This window comes from Microvirga roseola (genome assembly GCF_020866965.1).
Classification (GTDB): domain Bacteria; phylum Pseudomonadota; class Alphaproteobacteria; order Rhizobiales; family Beijerinckiaceae; genus Microvirga; species Microvirga roseola.
This window is the reverse complement of the sequence record NZ_JAJATX010000012.1, coordinates 35,079-48,387: the sequence shown is the minus strand read 5'-3', so window position 1 is coordinate 48,387 and position 13,309 is coordinate 35,079. Positions and strand designations below refer to the sequence as shown.

General features: G+C 65.0%; 16 protein-coding genes. 12 read left to right on the top strand and 4 right to left on the bottom strand.

Features of this window, described 5'->3' with window-relative positions; all coding sequences use genetic code 11:
• Nucleotides 1-274: 274 nt before the first annotated feature.
• The 4 genes from rpsO to LG661_RS09955 all read left to right on the top strand — a co-directional run bounded on the left by rpsO (nt 275) and on the right by LG661_RS09955 (nt 4,113).
• Nucleotides 275-544: a 30S ribosomal protein S15 gene (rpsO, locus tag LG661_RS09970; protein WP_230531728.1), complete on the top strand. Its 270-nt coding sequence runs from the start codon at nt 275-277 to the stop codon at nt 542-544.
• Between the two features lie 291 nt (nt 545-835).
• Nucleotides 836-3,013 (top strand): polyribonucleotide nucleotidyltransferase, encoded by a 2,178-nt coding sequence (pnp, locus tag LG661_RS09965; RefSeq protein WP_230531727.1) that lies wholly within the window; start codon nt 836-838, stop codon nt 3,011-3,013.
• 70 nt (nt 3,014-3,083) lie between these two features.
• A complete protein-coding gene (locus LG661_RS09960) occupies nt 3,084-3,698 on the top strand; it encodes a pyridoxamine 5'-phosphate oxidase family protein (RefSeq protein WP_230531726.1) in 615 nt (204 codons plus the stop codon).
• A gap of 64 nt (nt 3,699-3,762) precedes the next feature.
• Complete coding sequence (locus LG661_RS09955) at nt 3,763-4,113, top strand: RidA family protein (protein ID WP_230531725.1); 351 nt, start codon at nt 3,763-3,765, stop codon at nt 4,111-4,113.
• Nucleotides 4,114-4,178: 65 nt separating this feature from the next.
• Here the strand turns inward: LG661_RS09955 and LG661_RS09950 are convergent, their stop codons facing one another.
• The 4 genes from LG661_RS09950 to hslV all read right to left on the bottom strand — a co-directional run bounded on the left by LG661_RS09950 (nt 4,179) and on the right by hslV (nt 7,754).
• Nucleotides 4,179-4,655, bottom strand: coding sequence for a BA14K family protein (locus LG661_RS09950; protein WP_230531724.1), 477 nt, complete (start codon nt 4,653-4,655; stop codon nt 4,179-4,181).
• 212 nt (nt 4,656-4,867) lie between these two features.
• A complete protein-coding gene (gene hslU, locus LG661_RS09945; RefSeq protein WP_230531723.1) occupies nt 4,868-6,175 on the bottom strand; it encodes an ATP-dependent protease ATPase subunit HslU in 1,308 nt (435 codons plus the stop codon).
• Nucleotides 6,172-7,230, bottom strand: a complete 1,059-nt coding sequence (locus tag LG661_RS09940; RefSeq protein ID WP_230531722.1) for a hypothetical protein — start codon at nt 7,228-7,230, stop codon at nt 6,172-6,174. Before LG661_RS09940 ends, hslU begins: the two co-directional genes overlap by 4 nt.
• On the bottom strand, nt 7,230-7,754 hold the full coding sequence (gene hslV, locus LG661_RS09935; protein WP_230531787.1) for an ATP-dependent protease subunit HslV: 525 nt from the start codon (nt 7,752-7,754) through the stop codon (nt 7,230-7,232). The genes LG661_RS09940 and hslV overlap by 1 nt, the downstream gene beginning before the upstream one ends.
• A gap of 198 nt (nt 7,755-7,952) precedes the next feature.
• Between hslV and hisB the strand changes: the two genes are divergently transcribed.
• The 8 genes from hisB (at nt 7,953) to LG661_RS09895 (ending at nt 13,297) form a co-directional block, all read left to right on the top strand.
• Nucleotides 7,953-8,540 carry an imidazoleglycerol-phosphate dehydratase HisB gene (gene hisB, locus LG661_RS09930; RefSeq protein WP_230531721.1) on the top strand — a complete coding sequence of 196 codons (588 nt, stop codon included), beginning with the start codon at nt 7,953-7,955 and terminating at the stop codon, nt 8,538-8,540.
• Between the two features lie 72 nt (nt 8,541-8,612).
• The gene (locus LG661_RS09925; RefSeq protein ID WP_230531720.1) at nt 8,613-9,104 is read left to right on the top strand and encodes a DUF2628 domain-containing protein; all 492 of its coding nucleotides are present in this window, start codon (nt 8,613-8,615) and stop codon (nt 9,102-9,104) included.
• Nucleotides 9,101-9,751, top strand: a complete 651-nt coding sequence (hisH, locus tag LG661_RS09920; RefSeq protein ID WP_230531719.1) for an imidazole glycerol phosphate synthase subunit HisH — start codon at nt 9,101-9,103, stop codon at nt 9,749-9,751. Before LG661_RS09925 ends, hisH begins: the two co-directional genes overlap by 4 nt.
• Nucleotides 9,739-10,491, top strand: a complete 753-nt coding sequence (gene hisA, locus LG661_RS09915) for a 1-(5-phosphoribosyl)-5-[(5-phosphoribosylamino)methylideneamino]imidazole-4-carboxamide isomerase (RefSeq protein ID WP_230531718.1) — start codon at nt 9,739-9,741, stop codon at nt 10,489-10,491. The genes hisH and hisA overlap by 13 nt, the downstream gene beginning before the upstream one ends.
• On the top strand, nt 10,491-11,273 hold the full coding sequence (hisF, locus tag LG661_RS09910; protein ID WP_230531717.1) for an imidazole glycerol phosphate synthase subunit HisF: 783 nt from the start codon (nt 10,491-10,493) through the stop codon (nt 11,271-11,273). Before hisA ends, hisF begins: the two co-directional genes overlap by 1 nt.
• A 127-nt stretch (nt 11,274-11,400) precedes the next feature.
• Complete coding sequence (locus LG661_RS09905) at nt 11,401-11,721, top strand: phosphoribosyl-ATP diphosphatase (protein WP_230531716.1); 321 nt, start codon at nt 11,401-11,403, stop codon at nt 11,719-11,721.
• 19 nt (nt 11,722-11,740) lie between these two features.
• On the top strand, nt 11,741-12,718 hold the full coding sequence (gene coaA, locus LG661_RS09900) for a type I pantothenate kinase (protein ID WP_230531715.1): 978 nt from the start codon (nt 11,741-11,743) through the stop codon (nt 12,716-12,718).
• A 57-nt stretch (nt 12,719-12,775) separates the two neighbouring features.
• Nucleotides 12,776-13,297: a YidH family protein gene (locus LG661_RS09895; RefSeq protein ID WP_230531714.1), complete on the top strand. Its 522-nt coding sequence runs from the start codon at nt 12,776-12,778 to the stop codon at nt 13,295-13,297.
• Nucleotides 13,298-13,309: the final 12 nt, after the last annotated feature.

Genomic DNA, 13,309 nt, shown 5'->3' with positions numbered 1-13,309 from the left:
GGTCTCTATACCACCAACAGCGGCTGTCGGGACTTGTTCCAACGGCCCAGGCCAAACCGGCGCATCCCATTGGAAGGCTTGGCAAAAACGATTCTTTTGGCACTTATCCACATTTCGTGTATGGTGCACCCGCCTCCTGGGACTGATCCCTGAGAGGACCGTCACGGTGACCGACCGCGCTGGACGACATCCCGGCCCGGCCTTTCCCGGACGAACCGACCTCAAGCCGTAAGGCGGGGGTCTTTTTCGAAAAGCAAACCCGAAAGGACATGCGATGTCGATTACGGCTGAGCGCAAGAACGCGCTCGTGAAGGAATTCTCCCAGAAGGCTGGCGACACCGGCTCCCCGGAGGTGCAGGTCGCCATTCTCACCGAGCGGATCAACAATCTGACCGGTCACTTCAAGACCCACGCGAAGGACAACCACTCCCGTCGCGGTCTCCTGAAGCTCGTGTCGTCGCGCCGTTCGCTCCTCGACTACCTGAAGAAGAAGGACGAGGGCCGCTACCGGACGCTGATCGAGAAGCTCGGCATCCGCCGCTAAGCTTTTGCAAGACTTCCGTCCGGAGCCCGGCTCCGGACGGTTTTTCCCGGATATGGCCGTGAGGGTCATCTCCGGAATCCAGGAACGGATCGGGTGAGATACATCCGACCGGTTCGCTCCGGCGCCGGTGAGGACGAAAAGATCCCGGCGTCCCTCTGAGGAGACGGATGACGCGATGACCATGGCAGGATCGCAAGGGGCTTGGACAGGCGGGACGACCCGCCGGACGAGCCTCTTGCCGTCTTGCTCATGGCATCGGGCCCCCGCTCCTGCTGTCATGAAAGACGAAACATGTTCGATACTCAACGCGAAGAACTGATCTGGGCCGGGCGCAAGCTCGTGCTCGAAACGGGCCGCATGGCCCGCCAGGCCGACGGCGCCGTTGTCGCCACCTACGGTGAGACCACCGTTCTCGCCACCGTCGTTTCGGCCAAGGAGCCGAAACCCGGCTTCGATTTCTTCCCGCTCACGGTGAACTACCAGGAGCGCGCCTACGCCGCCGGTCGCATCCCGGGCGGCTACTTCAAGCGCGAGGGCCGTCCGACCGAGAAGGAGACCCTCGTCTCCCGCCTCATCGACCGTCCGATCCGTCCCCTCTTCGTCGAGGGCTACAAGAACGACACCCAGGTTGTCGTGACCGTGCTCTCGCACGATCTCGAGAACGATCCTGACATCGTCGGCATGGTCGCCGCCTCCGCGGCCCTGACCCTGTCCGGCGTGCCCTTCATGGGCCCGGTGGGCGCTGCCCGCGTCGGCTATATCGGCGGCCAGTATAAGCTGAACCCGCTGCTCCAGGAAATGGACCAGACCTCCCTCGATCTCGTGGTCGCCGGCACCGCCGACGCCGTTCTCATGGTCGAGTCCGAGGCGAAGGAGCTGGCCGAGGACGTGATGCTCGGCGCCGTGATGTTCGGCCACAAGCACTTCCAGCCGGTGATCGAGGCCATCATCCGGCTTGCCGAGAAGGCCGCCAAGGAGCCGCGCGACTACCAGCCGGCCGATGTCTCCGAGGTGGAGAAGGCCGTTCTCGAAATCGCCGAGAAGGATCTTCGCGAAGCCTACAAGATCACCAAGAAGCAGGACCGCTACGCCGCCGTCGACGCCGTGAAGGCGAAGGTGATGGAGGCGCTGGTCCCGGCCGAGGGCGAAGCCAAATTCGATCCGGAGAAGGTCAAGGCCGTCTTCAAGGAGGCCCAGGCCAAGGTCGTGCGCTGGAACATCCTCGACACCGGCACCCGCATCGACGGCCGCGATCTCAAGACCGTCCGCCCGATCCTGTCGGAAGTCGGTGTCCTGCCGCGCACCCACGGTTCGGCGGTGTTCACCCGCGGCGAGACCCAGGCGCTGGTCGTGACCACGCTCGGCACCGGCGAGGACGAGCAGTTCATCGACGAGCTGGAGGGCACCCGCAAGGAAACCTTCCTGCTGCACTACAACTTCCCGCCCTACTCCGTCGGCGAGACGGGCCGCATGGGCTCGCCCGGCCGCCGCGAGATCGGCCACGGCAAACTCGCCTGGCGCGCCATCCACCCGATGCTGCCGGCTTCTCACGAGTTCCCCTACACGATCCGCGTCGTGTCGGAGATCACCGAGTCGAACGGCTCCTCCTCCATGGCCACCGTCTGCGGCGCCTCGCTGGCGCTCATGGACGCGGGCGTTCCCCTGCGCCGTCCGGTGGCGGGCATCGCCATGGGCCTCATCCTCGAGGGTGAGCGCTTCGCGGTGCTGTCCGACATTCTCGGCGACGAGGATCACCTCGGCGACATGGACTTCAAGGTGGCCGGAACGGAAGCGGGCATCACCTCGCTCCAGATGGACATCAAGATCGCCGGCATCACCGAGGAGATCATGCGCGTGGCGCTCGATCAGGCTCAGGCCGGCCGCGCCCATATCCTCGAGGAAATGAACAAGGCGCTGACCGCGCCGCGCGCCGAGCTCGGCGAGCACGCTCCGCGCATCGAGACCATGCAGATCCCGGTCGACAAGATCCGCGAAGTCATCGGTTCCGGCGGCAAGGTCATCCGCGAGATCGTGGAGAAGACCGGCGCGAAGATCGACATCAACGACGACGGCCTCATCAAGATCGCCTCCGCCGACGGCAAGTCGATCAAGGCGGCCTATAACTGGATCCGCTCCATCGTCGCCGAGCCCGAGGTCAACGTGATCTACGACGGCACGGTGGTGAAGGTGATGGAGTTCGGCGCCTTCGTGAACTTCTTCGGTTCCCGCGACGGCCTCGTCCACATCTCGGAGCTCGCCAAGAACCGGGTCGGCAAGGTCACCGACGTGGTGAAGGAAGGCGACAAGGTGAAGGTGAAGTTCCTCGGCATGGACGAGCGCGGCAAGGTCCGCCTGTCCATGAAGGTGGTCAACCAGGAGACCGGTGAGGACATCACCGAGCAGCTCAAGGCCGAGCGCGACGCCGAAAAGGCCCAGCGCGACCAGCAGAAGGCGGCTGCGGGCGAGTAAAATCGCTGATTTTCTTGATTACCCGAGCCCCCGCATCGCAGGATGCGGGGGCTTTTCTTTGGGAGATCCCATGTCCGATACGATCACGCGTCTGGATCAGCTCGAGTCCCTCTACGGCGAGGCCAACGAAGCCTCGCTTCTGAAGGAGGCCGACCGGGTCGTGCCGGAATACCGGGCGCTCATCGAAGCCTCGCCCTTCGCGGCGCTGGCGACGCGGGGACCGGAGGGGCTGGACTGCTCGCCGCGGGGCGACGGGCCGGGCTTCGTGCGGGTGCAGGACGAGAAAACCCTTCTGATGGCGGACCGGCGCGGCAACAACCGGCTCGATTCGCTTCGCAACATCGTGCGCGATCCTCACATCGCCCTGCTCTTCCTCATTCCCGGCATCGGCGAGACGCTCCGGGTGAACGGCCGCGCCGCGATCTCGGTCGAGCCTGGCCTCCTCGAGAGCTTCGCGGTGGAGGGCAAGCCGCCGAAAAGCGTTCTCGTGATTTCGGTCGATGCGGTCTATTTCCAGTGCGCCCGGGCCATCGTGCGCTCCGATTTGTGGAACCCGGAAAAGCACGTGCCCCGCGAGAGCCTGCCGAGCGCAGGACAGATCCTGGCAACCCTGACCGACAGCAGGATGGGCGGCGAGGCCTACGACAAGGGCCTGCCGGAGCGCCAGCGCACGACGCTTTATTGAGCCTTGACCTAAAGCTCCCGGCCTTCGAAAAAGCGGGTCTCATCTCCTCAGACAAGGACAGATCATGACGATTCAGCGCATCAAGCCAGGCCCCCGCATGAGCGGCGCCGTCGTTCACGGCAACACGGTCTATCTCGCAGGCCAGGTGGCCAACCAGACGGCCGGGCAGAGCGTCGCCGAGCAGACGAAGGAAATCCTTTCCATCATCGACAGCCTGCTCTCGGAAGCCGGCACCGACAAGTCGAAGATCCTCATGGCCAATATCTGGATCACCGACATGGCGACCTTCCAGGAGATGAACGCCGTGTGGGATTCCTGGGTCTCTCCGGGCAACACCCCTGCCCGCGCGACCGTGGAGGCCAAGCTCGCCGCACCCCAGTACAAGGTCGAGATCGCCGTCATCGCGGCGAAGTAAGCAGGCTTCTCCAACAAAAAAAGCGGGCCCGAAAGGGCCCGCTCTTCGTTTCTGCCTACACCTGCTTACGGGCAGGGGTGACGGCGACCGTCATAGCCGAGATAGGTGCCCGAAGCCGGGTCATAAGACCGGTAGCGCTGGGCGCAGTAGGCGTGATTGCGGTTATAGGTGGGAGTAGCCGCCTGAGCCTGGGACTGGGCCAGGGCACCGCCGATGATGGCGCCGGTCGCAAGACCCAGAGCGCCGGCCGCCAGGGCGTCGCCGCGGTCACGGCGGTAATAGCCGCGCGGGTTATAACCGTATCGACGCGGACCATAGTAACGGCGCTCTCCGTAGCGCGGCCTGTCACGGTAGCCGCGACGCGTATGGTCGTAATAGTGACCGCCGCGCCACTGGGTGTAGGTGGTCTGAAGCTCACCGTTCTTCAGCGCGTTCATGATTTCCTTCACCGGCGCAGCCTGCGTCTCAGCCGACGCGGGCGCGGTGAAACCGAAAGCTCCAAGAGCAACTGTCGCAGCGACAGCCATCAGCGTTTTACGCATGGGGTAATCCTCCGTTGTTGGGAGGCGAACGCCTAAAATCCGCGGTCGTTCCGCTGATGAGAATTTTTTGGACTGCGGCTTTCTGAAAACAAGAGGTCATTCATAGAATTGGCTAAGCTTTGGGCCTCGACGGAATCCGCCTCCTGCAACAAGAAAATGGCCGGATGCGATCCGGCCAAGCTGATCAGTCGATGAAATCTTAAGCCGAGCTCTTAAAGAATAAACCGGCTCAGGTCCGTGTTCTTCGCCAGGCTCTCGACCTCGCCGCGGACATAAGCCGCGTCGATGGTCACCGTCTCGCCCGAGCGGTCGGGAGCCGTAAAGGAGATATCGTCGAGAACGCGCTCCAGCACCGTTTGAAGCCGCCGCGCACCGATATTCTCTACCGAATTGTTCACTTCCACCGCGACTTTCGCGAGGGCGTCGATGGCATCGTCCGAGAAGGCCAGCTCCACGCCCTCCGTACGCATCAGCGCGACGGATTGCTTGATGAGGCTGGCCTCCGTCTCGGTCAGGATGCGCTTGAAATCCTCGACCGTCAGAGGCGAGAGCTCCACGCGGATCGGCAGGCGGCCCTGCAGCTCGGGCAGCAGGTCCGAGGGCTTGGAGACGTGGAACGCGCCGGAAGCGATGAAGAGAATGTGGTCGGTCTTCACCGGCCCGTATTTCGTCGAGACGGTGGTGCCCTCGATGAGCGGCAGAAGGTCGCGCTGCACGCCTTCACGCGAAACATCCGCGCCGGAGCGGCCCTCGCGGGCGCAGATCTTGTCGATCTCGTCGAGGAAGACGATGCCGTTGTTCTCCACCTGGCGCAGGGCCTCCTGGACGATGGCGTCCTGGTCGAGGAGCTTGTCGGCCTCCTCCATCACCAGCGGCTCGTAGGCCTCGCGGACGGTGGTGCGGCGCGTCTTGCGCTGCCCGCCGAAGGCCTTGCCGAACATATCGGAGAGATTGATCGCGCCGACGGAAGCGCCCGGCATGCCGGGGATCTCGAACATGGGCATCCCCTGCCCACTCGACTGCAGCTCGATCTCGATTTCCTTGTCGTCGAGTTCGTTGGCGCGCAGCTTCCGGCGGAAGGAATCGCGGGTTGCGGCGCTGGAGGTGGAGCCGACCAGCGCATCGAGCACCCGCTCCTCGGCAGCGATGTGAGCCTTGGCCTGGACCTGCCGGCGTCGCTCCTCCTTCACGAGGCCGATGCCGATCTCGACGAGGTCGCGCACGATCTGCTCCACGTCGCGGCCCACATAGCCCACTTCCGTAAACTTCGTCGCCTCCACCTTCATGAAGGGTGCATTCGCAAGCTTCGCCAGGCGGCGCGAGATCTCGGTCTTGCCGCAGCCGGTGGGCCCGATCATCAGGATGTTCTTAGGCGCGACCTCCTCGCGGAGATGGCCTTCCAGCTGCTGCCGACGCCAGCGATTGCGGAGCGCGATGGCGACCGCGCGCTTGGCGTCGTTCTGGCCGACGATGTAGCGGTCGAGTTCGGAGACGATTTCACGGGGGGAAAAGGTGGTCATGACGAAAGGATGGGGTGCGGAAGCCTGTGTGCAAGATGGGCGGGAAGAAGTCGCAGGAAAGCGGCGCGGACCGGACGCCAGCCCGCACTGAGCAGGAGCACGAAAGCGCCGAGAGCCAGCACCGTGAGCGGGGTGGTATAGTCGGTGAATCCGACCCTTTGGAAGAGGCTTGCGAGCGCATATCCCGCATAGGCCAGACCCGACACCAGCATGGCGCGGCGGTCGATCACCACCGCGACGATGCCGAGGGCCAGGAAGACGGCGAGAATGGCCGGCGCGACGGCGGCGATCTCCGCACCTTCCGACAATTGCGCGATGAGCGGGTGAACGATCATCGGCGCAGCAAGCAGATGCAGCCAGAAGGCGATGTCCGTCCGGCGCGTCACCCGCTCCGGATCGGAAAGATCGAAGCGCATGGCCAGGGCGAAGACGGCAAGGCCCAGGAGCAGCGTGATGACCTTCGAATATCTCAGCGCCCATTCGGGAGAGATCGAGGCCAGGATTCCCACCGCCGCAAGCGCCAATGCAGCCGTACCGGCGGCGATCGTGATAGGCACCCGGAAGCGCCGGTAGTGCAGCGCGGTCAGAGCGGCCGTCGTCAGGGCCGTTCCCGTCAGAACACCCGGGCTCATGGAGCCCAGAAGTCGCGATGCCCCGAACTCGTTCGGCGCTCCGAATGCCCATGTCAGGAAGAGATTGGCTGCGCCGAGGACGGAGACGGCATAGAGGGCGAGCAGTGCAATGCTCGGAAGCGCCATGCGCCGGCGACGGGTGAAGAACTCCGCCAGGAGCCAGGCGGCAATGGCGAGGATTGTCCACATCGCCTCCGTGTCCCACTGGCCCGTCAGATAGGCCAGCGCGCCGGTGAAAAGCGCAAGCCCCATGGTGACGAAGATATCGCTGAAGCCGGTGATGAAGCGCAGCTTCTCGTCGTCCTCGGGCTCCGGGGCCGTGGTCGCGTCCATCTCGCGCGCCAGGACCTGCAGATCCGTCGCCTGCTGGTTGGAAATGATTCCCCTTGCAACTCCCTGCTCGAGGACGGCTTCGCTGATCATCAATCGAGGCTTTCTATAACAATATTGCCATTGGTATAGACGCATATCTCGGCGGCGATGGAAAGCGAGCGGCGTACGATGGCTTCCGCATCCGTCTCATATTCGGCGAGCGCGCGGGCGGCAGCCAGGGCATAGTTGCCGCCGGAGCCGATGGCCGCTATTCCGTTTTCCGGCTCCAGCACGTCGCCCGCGCCGGAGAGCAGCAGGCCAACATCCTTGTCGGCCACCAGCATCATCGCCTCCAGACGGCGCAGATAACGGTCGGTACGCCAATCCTTGGTCAGCTCCACGCAGGCGCGGGTGAGCTGGCCGGGATACTGCTCGAGCTTGGCCTCCAGCCGTTCGAAGAGGGTGAAGGCGTCCGCCGTGGAGCCGGCGAAGCCCCCGATCACGCCGCCCTTGGTAAGGCGGCGCACCTTCTTGGCGTTCCCCTTCACGATGGTCTGGCCGAGGCTGACCTGACCGTCGCCGCCGATGACGACGCGGCCCCCTTTCCGGACCATGAGGATCGTGGTGGCGTGCATGCTGCGGGGGGTGGCGTCATCTGACACGGGGCGAAACTCCGGCGGATGGGAATGGAGGACGTCCGGCCTTCATGCGGGCCGAAAAGAACCGTTCAGGCCCTGACTTAAGCATTGATGGCCCAAAAGCAACGCGGGTGGCGTTTTCCGCCGCATCTTGGTAGAAGGCGCGGTCTCTCACTCCTGAAAAGGACCCTCATGATGCGCTCCGCGAGCGTCAGCCGTCGCACCGCTGAGACCGATGTGGCCGTGTCGATTGCCCTCGACGGCACCGGCAAGGCCGAGATCTCCACCGGGGTCGGCTTCCTCGACCATATGCTCGAACTCTTTGCCCGCCACGGTCTCTTCGACGTGACCGTGAAGGTGACGGGCGACCTGCATGTGGACCAGCATCATACGACCGAGGATACGGGGATCGCGCTCGGCCAAGCCATCGTGAAGGCGCTTGGCGATAAAAAGGGCATCGCGCGCTATGCGGATATCCATCTTCCGATGGACGAGACCTTGACGCGGGTGGCGCTCGACATATCGGGCCGTCCCTTCCTGGTGTTTCGCACCACGTTCCCGACGGAGAAGATCGGCGCTTTCGACACCGAGCTGGTTCGCGAGTTCTTTCAGGCGTTCGCCATCAATGCGGGCCTGACCCTGCACGTGGAAACCCTCTACGGAGAAAACAGCCACCACATCGCCGAGAGCTGCTTCAAAGGCTTGGCACGGGTCTTGCGTGAGGCGGTGGCCGTGGACCCAAGGGAAGAGGGTCGCGTTCCCTCCACCAAGGGAACGCTCTAGATCCGCTCAAGAGACGGCCTGTCCGGCGAAATCTGTTGCGCCTCGCCGGGTGGGGCCTGAGGAAACGTCGCGATGACCACCTATACCCTGCACCTCCCGCGCGATGCGCGGCCGGGTGATCCGATGCCATTGGACGAGGCCGAGCTCGTGGAGGACAGCTTCTCCTGGGGAGCGTTCTTCTTCACCTTTCTCTGGTTCTTCGTGCACCGGCTCTGGCTCGCCGGTCTCGGCGTGCTGGCGCTTCTCGTCGCCTTCAATGCGCTCCTGAACCTTCTGAACGTGGAACCGACGGCCGCCTTCGTGGCGCAGCTTCTGCTGCAGGTCCTGATCGGCCTCGAGGCCAGCAGCCTCAGGCGCTGGACGCTCGCGCGCCACGGCCGCCCGGCCGTTGACGCGGTCGCGGCCGCAGACCGGGACGAAGCGGAGGTGAAGGCCTTCGCCCGCTGGCTGGCCAGGAACCCCGCCCAGGCCCCCTCCCCCGCACCGGCTCCTGCGCCGGTCCTGCCCACCCGGAGGACCGAGCCGGTGATCGGTCTCTTCCCCGATGCGGAGCCCTACCGTTGAGCGTCGTCATCATCGATTACGGTTCGGGCAACCTGCACTCCGCCGCCAAGGCCTTCGAGCGAGCGGCGCGGGAAGCGGGCCTGAACGAGACCGTCACCGTCACCTCCGATCCGGACCTCGTCGCGAAATCCGACCGCATAGTGCTGCCGGGCGTCGGCGCCTATGCCGATTGCCGCCGGGGCCTCGATTCCGTGCCCGGCATGGTGGAGGCGCTGCAGAGGCGCGTCCGCGAAGAAGGTTATCCCTTCCTCGGCATCTGCGTCGGCATGCAGCTCATGGCGACCCGGGGCCTGGAGCACACGACGAGCTACGGGCTCGACTGGATCCCCGGCGACGTGAAGCCGATCGCGCCGAGCGATCCCTCCTTGAAGATCCCGCATATGGGCTGGAACACGCTCGAACTGGTCAAGCCGCATCCGATTCTGGCGGAGATTCCGACGGGGCCCGAGGGGCTGCACGCCTATTTCGTCCATTCCTATGCGCTGACGCCGTCAAACCCGGCCGATGTCGTCGCCACCACCGATTACGGCGGACCCGTGACGGCCATCGTCGGACGCGACAACATCGCCGGAACCCAATTTCATCCCGAGAAGAGCCAGACGCTCGGTCTGCGGCTCATCGCCAATTTTCTGAGGTGGCGTCCGTGATCCTTTATCCTGCAATCGATTTGAAGGAAGGCCGCTGCGTCCGCCTCATTCAGGGCGACATGGACCAGGCGACCGTATTCAACGACGACCCGGCGGACCAGGCCGCCACTTTCGAGGCGCAAGGCTTCGAATGGCTGCACGTGGTCGACCTCGACGGGGCCTTCGCCGGCAAGCCGATGAACGCCGCGGCCGTTGAAGAAATCCTGCGCCGCATGAAGATCCCGGTGCAACTCGGCGGCGGCATCCGCGACATGAAGACCGTCGAGGGCTGGCTCGCCAAGGGCGTGGCCCGGGTCATCATCGGCACGGCCGCCGTGCGCGATCCCGCCTTCGTGCGGGAGGCCGCGCGGCTCCACCCCGGCAAGATCGCGGTGGGCATCGACGCCAAGGACGGTCTCGTGGCGGTCGAAGGCTGGGCCCAGACCTCGACCCTGACGGCCGAAGAGCTCGGCCGCCGCTTCGAGGATGCAGGCGTTGCCGCCATCATCTACACGGACATCGCCCGCGACGGCATTCTCAAGGGGATCAACTTTCCCATGACCTTAGGCCTCGCCCGCGCGGTCTCGATCCCGGTCATCGCCTCGGGCGGGCTTGCCTCCATGGCCGATATCGAGCGCCTCACCGATCCCGACTGCGCCGTGCTCAACGGCGCGATCTCCGGCCGCGCCCTCTATGACGGGCGCATCGATCCGCAACAGGCGCTGGAACTGCTCCGCTCCGTGCGCAAGGAGCCCGCCTGATGCTGAAAGTGCGTCTCATTCCCTGCCTCGACGTGAAGGACGGGCGCGTCGTGAAGGGCGTGCAGTTCTTGGATCTCGTCGATGCGGGCGATCCGGTGGAGGCCGCCAAGGCCTATGATGCGGCGGGAGCCGACGAGCTCTGCTTCCTCGACATCACCGCGAGCCACGAGGCGAGGGGAATCCTGCTCGACGTGGTGCAGCGCACGGCCGAGGCCTGCTTCATGCCGCTCACCGTCGGCGGCGGCGTGCGCACGGTCGAGGACATCCGCAGGCTCCTGCTCGCAGGCGCCGACAAGGTCTCGATCAACACCGCGGCGGTGAAGAACCCTGACTTCGTGCGCGAGGCCGCCGAAAAATTCGGCAACCAGTGCATCGTCGTCGCCATTGACGCTAAGAAGGTGTCGGGCGAGGGCGAGCCCGCGGCTTGGGAAATCTTCACCCATGGCGGACGCAACGCCACCGGCATCGACGCCATCGCCTTCGCCAAGAAGGTGGCGGAGCTCGGGGCAGGGGAGCTTTTGGTCACTTCCATGGACCGCGACGGCACCAAGGGCGGCTACGATCTCGCCCTCGTGCGCGCCATCGCGGACGCGGTATCCGTGCCCGTCATCGCCTCCGGCGGCGTCGGCAACCTCGACCACCTCGTCGATGGCGTCGAGAAGGGCCATGCCAGCGCCGTGCTCGCGGCCTCCATCTTCCACTTCGGCACCCACACGATCAGCGAGGCGAAGGGCTACATGGCGAAGGCAGGACTGAAGATGCGGCTGGACAAGGCGGCTTAGGCCGGGAGAATGCTCCTCGTCATCCCCGGCGGCCCAGAGGGCCGGGAAGGGGATCTACTCTTGTTTGCGGAGAATGGATTCCCTTTCCCTCCGCTGCGCTACGGCCGGGAATGACACCGAGACAGCCATGACCTCCTTCACCCTTACCGATCTCGCCCGCATCGTCGCCGAGCGCGCCAGGGCTCCTGCGACCGAATCCTATACGGCCAAGCTTCTGAGCGAGGGGCCCGCGAGAGCGGCCAAGAAGCTGGGCGAGGAGGCGGTGGAAGCCGTGATCGCGGCCGTGCAGGGGGACCGGGCGAACCTCACTGCCGAGGCGGCGGATGTGCTCTATCATCTTTTGGTCGTGTTGCAGGGCGCGGGCATTCCCTTAAATGAGGTAATGGCGGAACTGGAACGGCGCACCACCCAATCGGGGCTCGCCGAGAAGGCCGCGCGCAAGGCGTAATTCGGGAAAGGTGGTTCGCATGGACCAGCCCAACACGGTGGCGGCTCCGGAAGCGGATGGCAGCCTCTCGCCCTACCGGGTCTTCCAGCGGGAGGAATGGGCGCAGCTGCGGGCCGATGCGCCGATGACGCTCACGGTCGACGAGGTGATGCAGCTGCAATCCCTCAACGACCCGATCTCCATCGACGAGGTGGCGGCGATCTATCTGCCGCTGTCCCGCCTGCTCTCCCTGTACGTCGCGGCCACGCAGGGGCTTTTCAAGGCGACCCAGCGCTTCCTTCTCGCCGAGAACGACACCAAGGTCCCCTATATCATCGGCGTCGCGGGCTCCGTGGCCGTCGGCAAGTCCACTACGGCGCGCGTGCTCAAGGCGCTCCTCGCCCGCTGGCCCAACACCCCGAAGGTGGACCTCGTCACCACGGACGGCTTTCTCCTGCCCAATGCCGAGCTCACGCGCCTGGGGCTCATGGAGCGCAAGGGTTTTCCCGAGAGCTACGATACCGGCAAGCTCCTGCACTTCCTGGCCGACATCAAGGCTGGCAAGCGCAACGTGCATGCACCGCTGTATTCGCACCTCGTCTACGACGTGGTGCCCGGCGAGGAGACGGTGGTCGACCGGCCGGACATCCTCATCGTCGAGGGGCTGAACGTGCTCCAGCCCGCGCGGATGCCCAAGGACGGCACGGCCATTCCCTTCGTGTCCGACTTCTTCGACTTCTCCGTCTATATCGATGCGGAGGAGGAGGACCTGCACCGCTGGTACGTGAACCGGTTCCTGCGCCTGCGCCACACGGCCTTCCGCGATCCGCTCTCCTACTTCAGGCGCTATGCGGAGCTCCCGGAGGCGGAGGCCATCGCCACCGCCGATGGCCTGTGGAACCGCATCAACCTCGTGAACCTGCGCGAGAACATCGTGCCGACCCGCCAGCGGGCGAGCCTGATCCTGAAAAAGGGCCCGAGCCACCGGATCGAGACCGTGGCGCTGCGGCGGCTGTAATCCACCGACCTTTCCGCAATCTTGGGCGTTGTTCCTCCAGCTTGACGAGGAGGAGCAATGGCCACGCATCCGGTCGAGAAAGGAATCGAGCAGAGCGCCGAACAGGCCCAAGAGGCGGCCGAACAGACACAGGAAGCTGCGGAGAATACCGAGACCGCCGCCAAGCACACGCAGGTCGCGGCGCGAAAGACGGCTGCGGCCACGACAGTCCTGAAGGACAGCGCCGACCGGCGCACGGAGCTTGCGGCCAATCGAACCGTCTTCGCCGCCGAGCGGACCTATGCCGCCTGGGTCCGCACGGGCCTCGCCGCGCTCGCCTCCGGAGTCGGCGCGAAGGCGCTGCTCGAAGGGGTGGTGCCGGGATGGATGATTGTGACGACCGGTTCGGTCCTGGTCTTCTTCAGCGCCTTCTGCTTCGCGGCCGCAGTCTGGCGTCAGTTCGTCATCGGCGCCGAACCGCCCAATCCGGACGTCCGGCGCCTTTCACCCTTCTTCCTCGTGGTGATCAACGGTTTCCTGGTGCTCGTCGCCATCGCCGCCCTGTTCGGCCTCTGGTTCGGCGATACAGGAGGAGGGTGAAAACCGTCACCG

Coding starts and splice junctions, on each gene's coding strand:
- rpsO (WP_230531728.1), top strand. CDS start 275: ATGTCGATTACGGCTGAGCGCAAGAACGCGCTCGTGAAGGAATTCTCC.
- pnp (WP_230531727.1), top strand. CDS start 836: ATGTTCGATACTCAACGCGAAGAACTGATCTGGGCCGGGCGCAAGCTC.
- LG661_RS09960 (WP_230531726.1), top strand. CDS start 3,084: ATGTCCGATACGATCACGCGTCTGGATCAGCTCGAGTCCCTCTACGGC.
- LG661_RS09955 (WP_230531725.1), top strand. CDS start 3,763: ATGACGATTCAGCGCATCAAGCCAGGCCCCCGCATGAGCGGCGCCGTC.
- LG661_RS09950 (WP_230531724.1), bottom strand. CDS start 4,655: ATGCGTAAAACGCTGATGGCTGTCGCTGCGACAGTTGCTCTTGGAGCT.
- hslU (WP_230531723.1), bottom strand. CDS start 6,175: ATGACCACCTTTTCCCCCCGTGAAATCGTCTCCGAACTCGACCGCTAC.
- LG661_RS09940 (WP_230531722.1), bottom strand. CDS start 7,230: ATGATCAGCGAAGCCGTCCTCGAGCAGGGAGTTGCAAGGGGAATCATT.
- hslV (WP_230531787.1), bottom strand. CDS start 7,754: ATGCACGCCACCACGATCCTCATGGTCCGGAAAGGGGGCCGCGTCGTC.
- hisB (WP_230531721.1), top strand. CDS start 7,953: ATGCGCTCCGCGAGCGTCAGCCGTCGCACCGCTGAGACCGATGTGGCC.
- LG661_RS09925 (WP_230531720.1), top strand. CDS start 8,613: ATGACCACCTATACCCTGCACCTCCCGCGCGATGCGCGGCCGGGTGAT.
- hisF (WP_230531717.1), top strand. CDS start 10,491: ATGCTGAAAGTGCGTCTCATTCCCTGCCTCGACGTGAAGGACGGGCGC.
- LG661_RS09905 (WP_230531716.1), top strand. CDS start 11,401: ATGACCTCCTTCACCCTTACCGATCTCGCCCGCATCGTCGCCGAGCGC.
- coaA (WP_230531715.1), top strand. CDS start 11,741: ATGGACCAGCCCAACACGGTGGCGGCTCCGGAAGCGGATGGCAGCCTC.
- LG661_RS09895 (WP_230531714.1), top strand. CDS start 12,776: ATGGCCACGCATCCGGTCGAGAAAGGAATCGAGCAGAGCGCCGAACAG.